A 14,239-nucleotide genomic window follows, 5' to 3' on the forward strand; every position below is an offset into this window, starting at 1 on the left:
ATGAGCCTGTCCGCAGGCGTCCATTCCAGGTCCCAAAGGAGGGCCCAAGATATGTTTGAGCGATTCTCCACGTTTGCGGGCCGAAAGGCCGTTCTTGCCACCGCGACGGCGCTGGCGCTGACCGCGATTGCTCCGACCGCTTCATACGCCGGCGGCCGCCACTGGCATGGCGGCGGAGGCGGCGTGGCCGCAGCTGCAGCTTTGGCCGCCATCGGCACAGGTCTCGCCATTGCCGCCACCCGTGATGCCTATGCCTATGACTACGATCCGGGTTATGGCTATTACGGCGGGCCAGTCTATTACAGCCGCCCTGCTTACGGTCCCTATTATGGTCCGGGCCCCAACTACCAATATCAGCGCTATGGCGGAACGGCTCCGTCCGAGTTCTGCGGCCAAGGCTATTACACCAGCTGCTACTAGCCGCCGGCCCTATGCGTAACGCCGACAGGCCGTCGCGCTTGCTGCGCCGGCCTGTCGTTGCTTTTATTGCCGGGCGTTAACGCGCTCGCCATTGCTTTAGAGTAGTTTGAGTACCATGAGTGATTCGCTTGAGCGGCTATATCTGGCTGTGCTCGCGGCCAGAGATCTTGATCCGGCAACATCGCGCACGGCCCGGCTGTTTCAGCGCGGCCCTTCCAAAATGGCGAAGAAACTGGCCGAAGAGGCCATCGAGGTCGTGATCGATGCGGTCAATGGCGATAGCGAGGCCGTGATCCGGGAGAGCGCCGATCTGCTCTACAATCTTACCGTGCTGTGGGCGTCGGCGGGGGTGCGTCCCGAGGACGTCTGGCGGGAGATGACGCGGCGTGAAGACATGCTCGGCATCGCCGAGAAGCTGCCGAAATCACCGGTGAAATTGCCCAAAGTTGCGTCACCGCGCATTGCCTCAAGGCGGCCAATTGTCGCGATCGAGGGCCGTGCCGCGCGAAAGCGCCACTAAAGCGCGACGAAAACGTCACAAAACTCGCGATGGACAAATCCGTCCCATGGTGCTTCATCGCGGCGCCATGCTGAAACGTATCTACGACTGGTGCATCGACGCCGCCCACAAGCCCTACGCGCTCTGGATCATGGGAGCCGTGTCCTTCGCCGAAAGCTCGTTCTTTCCGGTCCCCCCGGATGTGATGCTGATCCCGATGTCGCTGGCGCGCCCGCAGCGCGCCTGGGTCTATGCGGCGATCTGCACCGCGACCTCGGTGCTCGGCGGCATCGTCGGCTACGCCATCGGCGCGCTGCTGTTCGACTCGGTCGGCCAATGGTTGATCCAGGTCTATGGCCTCGGCGGCAAGGTCGATGCTTTCCGCGCCTCCTATGCGGAATGGGGTGCGATCATCATCCTGCTCAAGGGGCTGACGCCGATCCCCTACAAGCTCGTCACCATCACCTCGGGCTTTGCCGGCTACAACATCGTCCTGTTCATCTTGTGCTCGATCGTCGCGCGCGGCGGACGCTTCTTCGTCGTCGCGATCCTGCTCAACCGCTACGGCGACTGGATCCGGGTCAGGATCGAGAAGCATCTCGGATTGTGGGTCGCGATCGGCGCGATCGTGCTGGTGCTCGGCTTCGTCGTCGCTATCAAGTTGATCTAAGGGTGCGGCGGCTTTGCCACCGGGCCGGCTTCGGCTACGGTTGCCGTCATGATGGGTCGATCCGGCAATCCGGTCCTGCGGCTGGGGACGCTGATATTCGTCGTGCCTTGGCTCCTGCTTGGTGCCGCCACGCCGGCGTGGACGCAAGCTGCGCCCGCGCTCGGCCTCCAGGAGCAGGGGACGCAGGCCGCGCCGCCGCCGTCGACGCCCGCTCCTTCGGCGCCGCCGGCGCGCGAGGAAAATCCCGGGCTGATCAACGAAATGGGCAAGCTGTTCGACAAGCTGCCCTCGATCCTGCCGCCGATCAAAAGCCCGGGCGAGACCATGAACGATTTGTCGCGACTGGCGAAACCGTCCACCATGGTCTCGGGGCGCGTGGCCTGTCCGGCCTCCGCGAACGGCGCGCCCGACTGCAAGCAGGCGGCCGACCAGCTCTGCCAGAGCAAGGGCTATAAGGAAGGCAAGAGCCTGAACGCCGACTCCGCCGAGAAATGCTCGGCCAAGGTCCTGATTCCGGGCCGGCAACGCAAGCCGGACGATTGCCGCACCGATACTTTCGTGACCAGCGCGCTATGCCAGAACTGACGTGATCGACGTTGCGCGCATGCAACAAGGAGCGCCTATGAGCCGTACGGAGCAGGACTTCCTCGGGCAGCGTGACATCGCCGACGACATCTATTACGGCGTCCAGACCATCCGCGGGAAGGAGAACTTCCACATCACCGGCATTCCGATGAACCAGGAGCCTTACTTCGTGAAGGCGCTTGGTTACGTGAAGAAGGCGGCCGTCATGGCCAATCGCGATCTCGGCGCGATCGACGCCAAGGTTGCGGACGCGATCATCCTGGGCTGCGACCGCGTGATTGCCGGCGATATGATGGACCAGTTCGTCACCGACTTCATCCAGGGCGGTGCTGGCACATCGACCAACATGAACGCCAATGAGGTGATCGCCAACCTCGCGCTGGAATCGCTCGGCTTTGCGAAGGGCGATTACCAGCACGTCAGCCCCAACGATCACGTCAATTACGGCCAGTCCACCAACGACACCTATCCGACCGCCTTTCGCCTGGCGCTGATCCTGCGGCTCGAGAGCTACATGACGGCGTTGCGCCAGCTCCAGGAAGCTTTCTTCGCCAAGGGCCGCGAATTCGACCGTGTGCTGAAAATGGGCCGCACGCATCTTCAGGACGCGGTGCCGATGTCGCTGGGGGCCGAATTCCGTGGATGGGGCACCACGATCGGCGAGGAGGTCGATCGCATCTCCGAGGCCCGTGCGCTGCTGCGCGAGATCAATCTCGGCGCCACTGCGATCGGCACCTCCGTCACCGCCGCCGTCGGCTATCCCAAGCTCGCGGTCCGGCACCTGAGCGCGCTGACCGGCGTCGAGTTCGTTCTCGCCGGCGATCTCGTCGAGGCGACCTCCGATACCGGCGCCTATGTGCAGCTCTCGGGCGTCCTCAAGCGCACCGCCAGCAAGCTGACGAAGATCTGCAACGACATCCGCCTGCTCGCCTCCGGTCCGCGCGCCGGCTTCAACGAGATCAACCTGCCGCAGCTTCAGCCGGGCTCTTCGATCATGCCTGGCAAGGTCAATCCCGTCATCCCCGAGGTGGTCAACCAGACCAGCTTCCTGGTCATCGGCCTCGACACCACCGTGACGCTGGCCGCAAGCGCCGGCCAGCTCCAGCTCAACGTGATGGAGCCGGTGATCTCGTTTGCGCTGTTCTTCTCGATCCGCACCATGGAGCGCGCCGTCAACAGCCTGCGCGAAAATTGCGTCGTCGGCATCACCGCCAACGAGGAGCACACCCGCAACATGGTGCTGAACTCGCTCGGTATCGTCACGGTGCTGAAGCCGCTGCTCGGCTACAAGCAATGCGCCGAGATCGCACGCGAGGGCTACAAGAGCGGCAAGTCGCTGCACCAGATCGTGGTAATCGAGCGCAGGCTGCTGACGCAGGAGAAATGGGACGAGATGTTCTCGTTCGAGCGGCTGATCAATCCGGATTTGATTTCGTAGCTGTCGGCCATCCGCAGCTCTCGCCTGCATTTTGAGGAGCCCTTGCGACGAAGCAATCCAGCGTCCCTCGGCGCAGACAGTCCGGATTGCTCCGCGGCGCTCGCAGTGACTTATGAAGCGCGAATTCCGCGCCTTGGAATTGCGGTATACGCATTCGCCACGGCGCCAAAACACAATACTTGACAGTGGAAAGATTGCCTTGTTGGTATAATCCCAACCGTGTGACCGCCAAGAGAGGACCGTTCCGCAATGTCCATGCCTGCCTTGTTTAAGGGGCGCCTGTCGATCCCGGTGATCGGTTCGCCGCTGTTCATCATCTCGGTGCCTGATCTCGTGATCGCGCAGTGCAAGGCGGGTGTGGTCGGCTCGTTTCCGGCGCTGAACGCGCGGCCGCCGGAATTGCTCGACGAATGGCTGGCGCGGATCACCGAGGAACTCGCGGCCTATGACCGCGCGCACCCCGACAAGCCGTCGGCGCCGTTCGCAGTCAACCAGATCGTGCACAAATCGAACAACCGGCTCGATCACGACATGCAGCTCTGCGCCAAGTACAAGGTGCCGATGATCATCTCCTCGCTCGGGGCGCGCGAGGAGCTGAACCAGGCCGTGCACGGCTGGGGCGGCATCGTCTTCCACGACGTGATCAACCAGAAATTCGCGCACAAGGCGATCGAGAAGGGCGCCGACGGCCTCATCCTGGTTGCGGCCGGCGCCGGCGGCCATGCCGGCACCATCTCGCCGCTCGCCTTCGTCGCCGAGACGCGAAAGTGGTTCGACGGGCCGATCGCGCTGTCGGGCGCGATCGGCAACGGCAAGGCGATCCGCGCCGCGCGCATCCTCGGTGCAGATTTCGCCTATATCGGCTCGGCCTTTATTGCGACCAAGGAAGCCAACGCCGTCGACAAGTACAAGGAGATGATCGCCGGCTCGAGCGCCGACGACATCGTCTATTCCAACCTCTTCACCGGGGTGCACGGCAATTATCTGAAACCCTCGATCCTCGCCGCCGGGATGGATCCGGACGACCTGCCGACCTCCGATCCCTCCAAGATGAACTTCGGCACCGACGCCTCCGGCGAACGCGCCAAGCCGAAGGCCTGGAAGGAGATCTGGGGCTCGGGCCAGGGCATCGGCAGCGTCGAGGGCATCGTGCCCGCCGCCGAAATGATCGCGCGCTTCAAGAAGGAATACGACGAAGCGATCGATCCGCCGTTGTAATCGCGCCGAGCTCGAGTGCAGCATGCCTCCCATCTACCGCGTCGACGGCAACAGCGTCGTCACCAGCCCGGACGCCGCCGGACCCTGGGACCGTCGCATGCAGCACGGCTCGGCGCCGGCATCGCTGGTGACGTGGGCGGCCGAGCGCATTCCGACCCCTGTTCCGATGGACATCGCGCGCGTCACGATCGATCTGATGCGTCCGGTGCCGGTCGCGCCGCTCACGATTGCGACCGAGGTTTTGCGCGAGGGCCGCAAGATCCAGCTCTGCGAGATAAAGCTGCTCGCCGACGGCGTGCAGGTAGTCGGCGCCACCGTGCTCAAGATCAGGCGGCAGAGCCTGAACCTGCCCGATGACGTCAAGGAGCTGTCGGTCACGTTGCCATCGCCGGAGGACTCCCTGGTCGAGGACGGTCATGCCGCCACCAGCCCGTTCGTGCGAGCGGTCTCCATGCGTGCCGCGCGCGGCCGGTTCGGCCAGGCCGGCGCCGGCGCGATCTGGTTTCGCGTCGATCATCCCCTGATCGCGGGCGAGGCGATCTCGCAGGCGATGCGCGCCGTGGTCGCCGCCGACTTCTCCAACGGCACCGCCTCGACGCTCGACTTCCGCGCCTGGACCTACATCAACGCCGATCTTACCGTGAGCTTGTCGCGGCAGCCGGTGGGCGAGTGGATTCTGCTCGATGGCGACTCCTGGATCGGCCCAGAAGGCGCGGGGCTGGCAATGTCGCGCTTGGCTGACCGGCAGGGCTATTTCGGCCGGGCGGTGCAGAGCCTGGTGATCGACAAGCGGTGAGGGGCAAGCCCGCGCCTCAGCTTCGCTGTCATGCTCCGCGAAGGCATGGACGCTGCGTCGCATCTCGCGACATTCGCTCACCCCACCATCCGGTCGCGCCCGCTCCAGAAGCCGGCGCGCAGCACCTTCTTGTCGACCTTGCCGACGCCGGTCATCGGCAGCTGCTTGACGAACTGGATCTGCTTGGGCGCGTGCGCCGAGCCCTTGCGCGTCTTCACCAGGTTGATCAACTCGTCCGGATCGGGCCTTGCGCCCTCGCGCGGCACGACGATGGCGGTGACGGCCTCGCCCCATTTCTCGTCGGGAATGCCGACGACAGCGACCATGGCGACGTCGGCATGCTGCGACAGCACGTCTTCGACTTCGCGCGGGAAGATGTTGAAGCCGCCGGAGACGATCATGTCCTTCTTGCGGTCGAGGATGAACATGTAGCCACGCTCATCCATGCGCGCGATGTCGCCGGTGTGGACCCAGCCGTTCTTCAGCGTCTCGGCGGTGATGTCCGGCCGCTTCCAGTACTCGGCCATCACGTGCGGCGCGCGCACGCAGATCTCGCCCGGCTCGCCCGTCTTCACCTCCTGGTCGTTGTCGTCGAGGATCTTGACCTCGCAGGCCGCGATCGGGAAGCCGCAGGACAGGAACAGCTCCGGTGTCTTGGGGTCGTGATCCGCCTTGCGCAGCACCGAGACGGGATAGCATTCGGTCTGCCCGTAAAGCTGCGAGAACACCGGCCCGATGCGCTCGATGCCCTCGACCAGCCGGCTCGGCGACATCGCGGAGGCGCCATAAAGCACCAGCTCGAGCGAAGACAGATCGGTCCTGCCGAGCGCGGGATAATCAAGCAGCACATAGATCATGGTCGGCACGAGCAGCGTGAAGTTGATGCGCTCGCGCGCAATCGTCGCCAGCACGGCCTCGGGATCGAAACTCTTGAGCATGTGCACGGTGCCACCGCGCATCAAGGTCGGCAGCACCTTCGTGCCCGCGACATGGCTGATCGGCGCGACCGTGAGATAGCGCGCGGTGTCGGGGATCTCGAAGTCGGCGAGGATCGCGCCGGCAGCTCCGGCGTTCTCGCGGTGATAGCGCAGCGCGCCCTTGGATTTACCGGTCGTGCCGCCAGTGTAGTTCAGCGTGGCGAGATCGTCAGGCCCGGCGAGGCACCGCGCGCTGGCGTGGCCCTCGATCTCGATCGCCTGCAAGAGGTCGACGCCGTAGTCCGCGGATCCCATGGTGAAGACCGCCTTGAGCCGGCCGGCCTTCGCGGCGAGTTCGCCGCCGCGGTTGCGGAAGGCGGCCGCATCGACCACCAGCATCTCGGCCTCGGAATCCTCCAGCTGAAACAGCTGGTCGTCCAGCGATCCCAGAGGATGCAGCCAGGTGATGCAGAGCCGCGCCAATTGCGCAGCAACGCCCGCGCACCAGCTGTCGGCGCGGTTGGCGGTGAGGAAGGCGACGCGCGCGCCGGGCTGCAATCCAAGCCGCATGAACACAGCCTGCATGCGTCCGATCAGGTCGATGGTGCCCTGATAGCTCAGCGATCCCTCAGGCCAGGCGAAAGCGGTGCGGTCGGGATAGCGCGACAGTGCCCGTAGCGTCTGCGCACAAGCCGGGGACGATGCGTGGAGCGGATCGGACATATGTTTCCTGTTTCCTCGTTGCTTTGTCATCGGCTTCTGGCGTGCCAATGTTGCTGATGAGGCTAGCACAGCGAATGCGGGATGGAACGACGAAGCCCGCAGGGAGGCATGCATGCCGTCGGATCGACTGCAACGTTTCCGCGATCGTCTCGCTCTGCCGCTGATCGCGGCGCCGATGTTCCTGGTGTCGGGGGTCGAGCTGATGGTCGCGGCCTGCCGCAACGGGGTGATCGGCAGCTTTCCGAGCGCGAATTGCCGTAGCGCGGAACAGCTCGACGAATGGCTCACGGCGATCGAAGCCAGGTTGCGGCAGCACGAAGAGCAAACCGGGCGCAAGGCGGCGCCGCTTTGCCCGAATCTGATCGTGCACCGTTCCAACGCGCGGCTGGAGCAGGATCTCGCCGTACTGCTGCGGCACAGGCCGGAGATCGTTATCACCTCGGTCGGCTCCCCCGCACAGGTCGCAAAGCCGCTGCATGATGCCGGCGCATTGGTGTTGGCGGATGTCGCCTCGATCCGCCACGCCGAGCGTGCAGCGGAAGCCGGTGTGGACGGGCTGGTGCTGCTCACGGCAGGCGCCGGCGGGCAGACCGGCTGGCTCAACCCGTTCGCCTTTGTCCGCGCGGTGCGCGCATTCTACGACGGCATCATTGTGCTTGCGGGCGGCATCAGCGACGGCCGCGCGCTGCATGCCGCCGAAGTGCTCGGCTGCGATCTCGCCTACATGGGCACGAAGTTCATCGCGACGCGCGAGAGCATGGCCGATGACCGCCACAAGCGGATGCTGGTCGAGAGCAGCGCCGACGACGTCCTGCTCACCACCGCCTTCACGGGACTGCAGACCAGCATGCTGAGGCCGTCGATCGTGGCCGCAGGTCTCGATCCCGACGACCTGTCGGCGCACGGGGCGATCGACATCGCCAAGGACATCGACGTCGCCGCCCGCGAGAACCGGCCAAAACGCTGGCGCGACATCTGGAGTGCTGGGCATTCGACGTCGGGCGTGACCGACGTGGTGACCGTGGGCGATCTCGTTGCGCAGACGCGCGCGGAATATCGCGAGGCCGGCGGGCTGTAGTCCCCGTACAAATCCGGAGTCCTAGAGAGGCGCCGTCTCCCGATCACGGTTAATCCCGCGCTCTTCCGTCCCGCTCACTTAACGGCAGATTAACCATCGCCCGCCAACAATCCCGTCACGGCCGCCAATCAGGACCGAGAGGGACAGGCGATGGACTTCAACTATCTCGACGGCAAGACAGCCGCGACGCTGGACGAAATCCGCGTTCGCGTGGCCCACGCGCTCGCCCGCCACCCGCTGTGCCGCAACGTCCGCTTCGACATCGTCAGCGTCCCCCGCACCCGCCGGGGCGGCAACTGGACCGTGACGCTGCAATCGGTTGAGCCGCGCGCGGTCTGGGAGGCCTCCGAGATCGTGGCCGACATCCAGGACGCCTACGATCTGGCCCGAGCTGCCTGATTCTCTTGAGTTTTCCGGGCGATGTCGCTGTAGTCCGCGCGATTGCCGCCGCAATGGCACGGTTGAGCCTTAATTATCGCCCAGTTTCCGGGCACTGATCACGTGGACTTGAAGCCGGGCGCGGAGGGACGTTTGTCCAAAGCCATCACCATCGTCGTGCTGACCTGTTTCCTGGTCCTCGGGGCTGCCACCACCGCCATTCTCGGGCGCGACAGCGTGCCTAGCGTCAGCGCCGAGATGATCTCGCAGACGCCTCCGGCCAAGCCGCTCGCGGCCAACCGCGCCGCCAAGGCGGACCGTCTGGTTCCGACGCTGGCACTGGCCTCGGCCGCGATCGAGCCGGTGCAGGTCGCCGCCGACAAGCTCGCCCAGGCTCCGGTGCTGACCGAGCCGCTGCGCCAGGCCTTTGCCGCAGCCACGCCTTCCGATTTCCCGATGCCGAAGGCAAGCGCGCACCAAGCGCCCGCCGCAGCGGAGATTCCCGCCGTCGAAGTCCCGGCCAAGCCGAAAGTCGTGGCCAAGCCGCAGCCGCAGAAATCCTATTCGCTGCTGTCCGACGCACAGATCGCGGGCATCAGGGATCGCCTGAAATTGTCCTCGTCGCAGGAATATTACTGGCCCTCGGTCGAGACGGCGCTCCGCAACGTCGTCCGCAAGATCTCGGCGAACAAGCTCTCCAATCCGAACGCGCCGGGCGTGCCGATCGATCCGAATTGCGACGAGGTCCAGCAGTTGAAGTCGGCCGCGATGCCGCTGCTGTTCCAGCTCCGTGACGACCAGAAAGAGGAAGTGCGCAAGCTCGCCCGCATCATCGGGCTGGAGAAGGTCGCGCAGCAGATCTAACCTCAGTTCCTTTGGGAACTGCTTCCGGATCAGGAACATCTGGCAATCAACGTGCGTTGCTCGCCCCAAAGAGGGAGTGGATCAATGCGCGCCTCGACAGCCTATTTCGTCGGTGCCGGAACCATAGTCGCGGCCATCGCCATTGGCCTTGGCGGCGGCATTGTCGCCGGCAACATCATGAATCCGGTCGCGCCCAAGCAGGGGCCCGATACCAGCAAGATGGCGCAACGCGCCGAAGCCGGCAGCGCGCCGGCAGCAACCAACGCACCGTCCGAGCGCGTCAATTATCTCACCGGTTCGCAAGCTTTCGGCGCGATCATTGCCGCACCGGCCGAAGCAAAGCCCGAACCCGCCAAGCCCGACACGCCAACCACTCAGGCGAACGCTGCACCGCCGGCACCGCGACCCTCGCAAGCGGCCGCGGTCGAGCCGCCCAAGGAACAGTCCAAGCCGGCACCAGCCGCGCCCAGGCCTGCGGAGCAGCAGGCGTCGACAGAGCCGGCCGCCGCGCCGGACAATGCCTATGCCAAGGCGCGGGATTCCGACGTGAAGCGCGCCGCCTCCGAACGGCGCCGGGCGGAGCGGCGTGAACGCTGGGCCGAGCGCCGCCACTATTACGAGTCCCGCGAGCCGCGCGGCCTGCGCGACCGCACCGATTGGGACGACGTCGCGCGCAATATCCGCGAAGATTCCGATGCGCGCGACTATGCCGGCCGTTCGCGCAGCGGCTTCCCGCAGATCAGGCTGTTCGGGCCTGATGACGACTAAAACATGATCCGCAAAACCGGGTCCGGGTTCGCTCTGCTGGGGCGCTCCCGGACTTGAGGGCCGGCTCAGCCTCCGTGAGATTCCACGACCTTGCGGCAGGAGTCGGAGAGCTTGGTCTTGTTCTGGCGCAGGCAGGCATTCATCTGCGGCGGCTTGCCGATATGTTCGGCGCAGAATTTGCTGGCATCGCCGCGGCAGGCCATTTGCTCCTGCGGCGTCGGACCGGATTGCGCAGCGGCGGACACGGCGGTGGCGGCGAGCAGCAGCGCGGCAAGAACCGAAATCTTCATAAAGCACCTCTTTGGGATTGTCGTTGGTCCAGTGGGATCAAGCGGGCCGGACGATGTCGCGACAGCCGGGCGCAGGTCCATGCCATGTTCATGGCACCGGGTGCGCCCTTCCGGCCGCCGCACCCCCATCTTCATGGCATGTATCCACGCGCCCTCTTTTGCCATTCAGGCTGCACGTCGGTTGCGAAACCCGGTGATTGCGCCGGGTCGCCGAACGGGAGCGGGAGAGCAAGATGTCGAAAAGAGCGGGAGCGCTGAGCGCCGGGCTGACGATCATGGCGCTGGCGGGTGCGGCGATGGCGTCGCTGGGCACGAGCCCGGCGCAGGCCGTGGTCTATTGCAAGACGGTCGGCGTGCCCAAGGGCTGCGTGGTGCGGCCGGCTGCGGCAGTGGTGGTTGCGCCGGGAGCTCCGGTTGCGCGGGCTGCAGTCGCGACACCCGGTGTCGGCGCGCCCGGTGTCGGCGTGCGCGCAGGGACGCCGATGAACCGCGGCGGCCCGGTCAATCGCGTTGGCGTGCGCTGATCGTCCATTCGGTTGATTTGATTGCATTGCTTCGGGCCGACAGAGCCATGCGGACGAACACCCCGGTCTTCCGCAGAGGCAATCACCCGGCCCGTCCCTCTCTCCGTGCGCCCCACACGTTCGGGGAGGGGGCCTTTCAGCCCGCAGCCGCGTCGCTGTCGGGAAAGCGCTGCGGCAATTGCAGCCGCACGCACGTGCCTGAGGCGTCCGAGCTCAGATCGAGCACCGCGCCGCAGCGTGCGGCGCGGCTCCGCATGTTGCGCAAGCCCCGCGCGGTCTGGCCGCCGCTCGCACAATTGTCGGCGCGCGCAAAACCCTTGCCGTCGTCCGTCACGCTGATCACGCCATACGGCCCGTGATCGTCGTCGAGCGTCTCGATGCTGACCGCGATGTGGCGCGCCTCTGCGTGCTTGACGGCGTTGGTCACGGCTTCGTCGAGGATGCGCACGATCTGGATGACGTGCCATGGCCGCAGTTCGGGATGCAGCGGCAGCCCCTGCGGCGTTGGCACGCGCCAGTCGAGCGCGATATCGTGCGGGCGCAATTGCGCCGTCGCGCGCTCGCGCCAGGAGCCGAGCGCGAGCATCAGGTCGCCGCCGATGTCGTCCATGGAATCGATGACGAGACGCAGATCTTTCAGTGCTGCGCGAGCGGCCTCCGTGATGGTCGCGCCCTCGTGGCCGCGCTCGGAGAGCGCGACGATGCTGACGAGCTGGCCGCCGAGGCCGTCATGCAGGTCCCGCATCAGCCGCGTGCGCTCGTTGGCGAGCGCTGCGGCGCGGGCGCGCGCCTCCTCGCGGGCATAGCTCGCCTTCAGCCGCTCCTCTGCCTCGCCCACCCGTGCGACGAGCTGGCCGGCAAAGCTGTCGACTTGGTTCAGCGCGCGGGCGAAGCGCCAGGTCAGCCCGGCGCCGATCGCGACCAGCATCGCCGAATAGGACAGGCGCGAGACGAAGATGCGATCGTTGCTCACGATCTCGAGCACCGTGAGCATGTCTTGGACCCAGCAGACCAGCACGATGGTCACGGCGCAGCCAATCGTGAAGCTTGCCGCGTCCTGGCGCCGGACCACTGCGGCTGCGGCCACGCAGGCCATCAGGAACAGGCAAAGCCCGACCGTGGGAATGCCGAGCACCAGAAAGAGTATGCGCGGCAGCGGCGGGCCCCCGATCAGCCCGACCACGAACACGATGACGCCCGGCACGAACAGCAGTGTGCCGTAACGCGGCCAGCGCCAGCCGAAGAACAGCACGCCGAACACGACGATCAGCGCGCTCTCGATCGGTGCGGATGCCAACAGCACGGCGGCGAGCCGCGACGTCGTGGCCGGCGGCACCGGCGGGGGCACGAATGCCTGCACCACGCCGAGCACCATCGCCACCGCCAGCACGCCGTAAACCGGCTCGTGGCGCCGCATCAACCACATGATCGCAAGGATGACCGCGAGAATCGATTGCCAGGCGGAGAACACGACCGGCAGCGTGACGAACAGCAGCGCGCGCGTCTCGTAGGCAGGACGCAAGGCGGCATCCGGTCCGAGATAGACGCTGTCGAGAAAGCCCTTCAGCGGCCCCCATACGAACAGCCGTACCGTGATATCGTTGGCGCCGTCGCGCAGCAGCGAGGACGGAATCGCCGCGATCTGCGGCGTGTTGCGGTCCGGCCGGTTGGCATTGGCGTCACGCCGGGAATCCAGCACCACGACGCCGTTGACGGCGACCTCCACCGCGTTGCTGAACCGCGGCAGATACACCGACCACCCTGATCCCACATCGCTCCGCCGGAATGTGAAGGCCGCGGTGTAGAGCGGCGGGTCGGCCAGCGAATAGCGCGATGCGGTGAAATGCGGCAGCGTCACCGCGTGCATCGTGCCATTCTCGCGCGCCGAAAAGTCGCTCACGGCGAAGTCTTCGGGATCGCCGGGTTGCAGCAGCCGGAGCCCAAGGATGGTGACGATGACGATCAGGGCCTGGAGCAGCAGATAGGGCACGAGGCGCGACGCAATCAGCCGGCGCCGCGGGCGCGTGAGTGTCTTCGCCGCAATCTCGCTCACAGCTTGATCAGGCCCTGCTGCACGGCTTCGAACACCGCCTCGCTGCGGGTGTGCACCTCGAGCTTGCGATAGATGTTCTTGATGTGGCCCGGCACGGTCTGCCTGGACAGGCCGAGATGGCTCGCGATCTCGGCGTAGCTGAAGCCTTTGGCAATGCCCCAGAGGATGTCGATCTCGCGCGGGGTCAGCTTGGCCGTGTTGAGCACGGGGCCGGGCGAGGGCTCCGCCGAACTCTGCGTACGCCGGACGATGAAACGGGCGATCGAGGCCGAGATCGGCGAATGGCCGGCGACAAGATCGCGCACGGTGCTGGCGATGTCGGTCGGGAAGGCATCCTTGAGCAGATAGCCGGTGGCGCCGACCGTGATCGCCGAGATCACGCTTTCCTCGTCGCCGAGCGCGGAGATCACCATGATCTCGGTGTCGGGAAAGCGCTGCCGGGTTTCGCGAATCAGCTCGATGCCGTGCCCGTCGGGAAGTCTGAGATCGGTCAGCAGCACGCGAGGCGCCGCCTTCCCGAACGCGGAGCGAGCTTCTCCGAGCGTGCCGGCACTGCGCACCTCGTAGCCGGCCTTGACCAGCGCGTCGTAGAGCCGCCAGCAGGTCGGCGCGTCGTCCTCGACGAGGAGGATGGTGATGGCCTCACCGGTCTCGTCCTGTTCGCTCATGTTCATCGTCCCGCGACCCGCGTGTCCCCCGCGGCGCGAGCCAAGTCTAACCGCGGCACGGACGTCGTGACACCCATAATCATGGGGGCGGCAATAACTCGGTCCCGCGTCAGGCGCAGATAGACGGTTTTGGGATTGGGCCTAAGCCAGAGCGCGTGCTCATCATGGGCGCTGCCCTGACGGCGCGAATGCGTCCGCTCTGCCTCTGACACCAGCCCATTACGGCAGCTCACCAGACGTCCGAGTTGGGCCGATTCTGTTGAAAAAGGCAGCTGTTGCGACGCAGAGATATCAGTGATTCAGTCTGTCTAATTGGCAGGACTGAAGATCATGATGGGGCATCGGCAAGT

16 protein-coding genes are annotated in these 14,239 nt (G+C 65.6%); 12 read left to right on the forward strand and 4 right to left on the reverse strand.

Annotation, left to right across the window (positions count from 1 at the left end; genetic code table 11):
* The first annotated feature begins 51 nt into the window (after nucleotides 1-51).
* The 7 genes from IVA96_RS23035 to IVA96_RS23065 all read left to right on the forward strand — a co-directional run bounded on the left by IVA96_RS23035 (nucleotide 52) and on the right by IVA96_RS23065 (nucleotide 5,626).
* A complete protein-coding gene (locus tag IVA96_RS23035) occupies nucleotides 52-420 on the forward strand; it encodes a hypothetical protein (protein ID WP_247419374.1) in 369 nt (122 codons plus the stop codon).
* 115 nt (nucleotides 421-535) lie between these two features.
* Nucleotides 536-940 (forward strand): phosphoribosyl-ATP diphosphatase, encoded by a 405-nt coding sequence (gene hisE / locus IVA96_RS23040; protein ID WP_247278947.1) that lies wholly within the window; start codon nucleotides 536-538, stop codon nucleotides 938-940.
* Between the two features lie 46 nt (nucleotides 941-986).
* Nucleotides 987-1,589: a YqaA family protein gene (locus IVA96_RS23045; protein ID WP_247278946.1), complete on the forward strand. Its 603-nt coding sequence runs from the start codon at nucleotides 987-989 to the stop codon at nucleotides 1,587-1,589.
* A gap of 48 nt (nucleotides 1,590-1,637) precedes the next feature.
* On the forward strand, nucleotides 1,638-2,174 hold the full coding sequence (locus IVA96_RS23050; RefSeq protein ID WP_247419376.1) for a hypothetical protein: 537 nt from the start codon (nucleotides 1,638-1,640) through the stop codon (nucleotides 2,172-2,174).
* A gap of 37 nt (nucleotides 2,175-2,211) precedes the next feature.
* The gene (locus IVA96_RS23055) at nucleotides 2,212-3,612 is read left to right on the forward strand and encodes an aspartate ammonia-lyase (RefSeq protein ID WP_247419378.1); all 1,401 of its coding nucleotides are present in this window, start codon (nucleotides 2,212-2,214) and stop codon (nucleotides 3,610-3,612) included.
* A 249-nt stretch (nucleotides 3,613-3,861) separates the two neighbouring features.
* Nucleotides 3,862-4,830 carry a nitronate monooxygenase family protein gene (locus tag IVA96_RS23060; RefSeq protein WP_247419380.1) on the forward strand — a complete coding sequence of 323 codons (969 nt, stop codon included), beginning with the start codon at nucleotides 3,862-3,864 and terminating at the stop codon, nucleotides 4,828-4,830.
* A 22-nt stretch (nucleotides 4,831-4,852) separates the two neighbouring features.
* Entirely contained in the window at nucleotides 4,853-5,626 is a 774-nt protein-coding gene (locus tag IVA96_RS23065) for a thioesterase family protein (protein WP_247419382.1), read from the forward strand.
* Nucleotides 5,627-5,703: 77 nt separating this feature from the next.
* Here IVA96_RS23065 and IVA96_RS23070 read toward each other — a convergent pair whose 3' ends face one another.
* Complete coding sequence (locus IVA96_RS23070) at nucleotides 5,704-7,266, reverse strand: AMP-binding protein (RefSeq protein WP_247419384.1); 1,563 nt, start codon at nucleotides 7,264-7,266, stop codon at nucleotides 5,704-5,706.
* Nucleotides 7,267-7,378: 112 nt separating this feature from the next.
* On the opposite strand from IVA96_RS23070, the gene IVA96_RS23075 reads away from it, so the two are divergent.
* The 4 genes from IVA96_RS23075 to IVA96_RS23090 all read left to right on the forward strand — a co-directional run bounded on the left by IVA96_RS23075 (nucleotide 7,379) and on the right by IVA96_RS23090 (nucleotide 10,354).
* Complete coding sequence (locus IVA96_RS23075; RefSeq protein ID WP_247419386.1) at nucleotides 7,379-8,344, forward strand: nitronate monooxygenase; 966 nt, start codon at nucleotides 7,379-7,381, stop codon at nucleotides 8,342-8,344.
* Nucleotides 8,345-8,494: 150 nt separating this feature from the next.
* Complete coding sequence (locus IVA96_RS23080; protein WP_247419389.1) at nucleotides 8,495-8,743, forward strand: hypothetical protein; 249 nt, start codon at nucleotides 8,495-8,497, stop codon at nucleotides 8,741-8,743.
* 132 nt (nucleotides 8,744-8,875) lie between these two features.
* Complete coding sequence (locus IVA96_RS23085; protein WP_247419392.1) at nucleotides 8,876-9,586, forward strand: hypothetical protein; 711 nt, start codon at nucleotides 8,876-8,878, stop codon at nucleotides 9,584-9,586.
* Between the two features lie 84 nt (nucleotides 9,587-9,670).
* On the forward strand, nucleotides 9,671-10,354 hold the full coding sequence (locus IVA96_RS23090) for a hypothetical protein (protein WP_247419395.1): 684 nt from the start codon (nucleotides 9,671-9,673) through the stop codon (nucleotides 10,352-10,354).
* Nucleotides 10,355-10,419: 65 nt separating this feature from the next.
* Here IVA96_RS23090 and IVA96_RS23095 read toward each other — a convergent pair whose 3' ends face one another.
* Nucleotides 10,420-10,644: a hypothetical protein gene (locus IVA96_RS23095; protein WP_247298986.1), complete on the reverse strand. Its 225-nt coding sequence runs from the start codon at nucleotides 10,642-10,644 to the stop codon at nucleotides 10,420-10,422.
* Nucleotides 10,645-10,877: 233 nt separating this feature from the next.
* Here IVA96_RS23095 and IVA96_RS23100 point away from each other — a divergent pair, with 233 nt between their 5' ends.
* Complete coding sequence (locus IVA96_RS23100) at nucleotides 10,878-11,168, forward strand: hypothetical protein (protein WP_247278935.1); 291 nt, start codon at nucleotides 10,878-10,880, stop codon at nucleotides 11,166-11,168.
* A 136-nt stretch (nucleotides 11,169-11,304) separates the two neighbouring features.
* Here the strand turns inward: IVA96_RS23100 and IVA96_RS23105 are convergent, their stop codons facing one another.
* Entirely contained in the window at nucleotides 11,305-13,221 is a 1,917-nt protein-coding gene (locus tag IVA96_RS23105) for an ATP-binding protein (RefSeq protein WP_247419397.1), read from the reverse strand.
* Entirely contained in the window at nucleotides 13,218-13,889 is a 672-nt protein-coding gene (locus IVA96_RS23110) for a response regulator transcription factor (protein WP_247419399.1), read from the reverse strand. The genes IVA96_RS23105 and IVA96_RS23110 overlap by 4 nt, the downstream gene beginning before the upstream one ends.
* Between the last annotated feature and the right edge of the window lie 350 nt (nucleotides 13,890-14,239).

The sequence above is a fragment of the Bradyrhizobium sp. 159 genome (assembly GCF_023073795.1).
GTDB lineage: Bacteria > Pseudomonadota > Alphaproteobacteria > Rhizobiales > Xanthobacteraceae > Bradyrhizobium.

What these genes read in the sequence shown, in the direction of transcription:
- IVA96_RS23035 (WP_247419374.1), top strand. Translation starts at nt 52, where the DNA reads ATGTTTGAGCGATTCTCCACGTTTGCGGGCCGAAAGGCCGTTCTTGCC.
- hisE (WP_247278947.1), top strand. Translation starts at nt 536, where the DNA reads ATGAGTGATTCGCTTGAGCGGCTATATCTGGCTGTGCTCGCGGCCAGA.
- IVA96_RS23045 (WP_247278946.1), top strand. Translation starts at nt 987, where the DNA reads ATGGTGCTTCATCGCGGCGCCATGCTGAAACGTATCTACGACTGGTGC.
- IVA96_RS23050 (WP_247419376.1), top strand. Translation starts at nt 1,638, where the DNA reads ATGATGGGTCGATCCGGCAATCCGGTCCTGCGGCTGGGGACGCTGATA.
- IVA96_RS23055 (WP_247419378.1), top strand. Translation starts at nt 2,212, where the DNA reads ATGAGCCGTACGGAGCAGGACTTCCTCGGGCAGCGTGACATCGCCGAC.
- IVA96_RS23060 (WP_247419380.1), top strand. Translation starts at nt 3,862, where the DNA reads ATGTCCATGCCTGCCTTGTTTAAGGGGCGCCTGTCGATCCCGGTGATC.
- IVA96_RS23065 (WP_247419382.1), top strand. Translation starts at nt 4,853, where the DNA reads ATGCCTCCCATCTACCGCGTCGACGGCAACAGCGTCGTCACCAGCCCG.
- IVA96_RS23070 (WP_247419384.1), bottom strand. Translation starts at nt 7,266, where the DNA reads ATGTCCGATCCGCTCCACGCATCGTCCCCGGCTTGTGCGCAGACGCTA.
- IVA96_RS23075 (WP_247419386.1), top strand. Translation starts at nt 7,379, where the DNA reads ATGCCGTCGGATCGACTGCAACGTTTCCGCGATCGTCTCGCTCTGCCG.
- IVA96_RS23080 (WP_247419389.1), top strand. Translation starts at nt 8,495, where the DNA reads ATGGACTTCAACTATCTCGACGGCAAGACAGCCGCGACGCTGGACGAA.
- IVA96_RS23090 (WP_247419395.1), top strand. Translation starts at nt 9,671, where the DNA reads ATGCGCGCCTCGACAGCCTATTTCGTCGGTGCCGGAACCATAGTCGCG.
- IVA96_RS23095 (WP_247298986.1), bottom strand. Translation starts at nt 10,644, where the DNA reads ATGAAGATTTCGGTTCTTGCCGCGCTGCTGCTCGCCGCCACCGCCGTG.
- IVA96_RS23100 (WP_247278935.1), top strand. Translation starts at nt 10,878, where the DNA reads ATGTCGAAAAGAGCGGGAGCGCTGAGCGCCGGGCTGACGATCATGGCG.
- IVA96_RS23110 (WP_247419399.1), bottom strand. Translation starts at nt 13,889, where the DNA reads ATGAGCGAACAGGACGAGACCGGTGAGGCCATCACCATCCTCCTCGTC.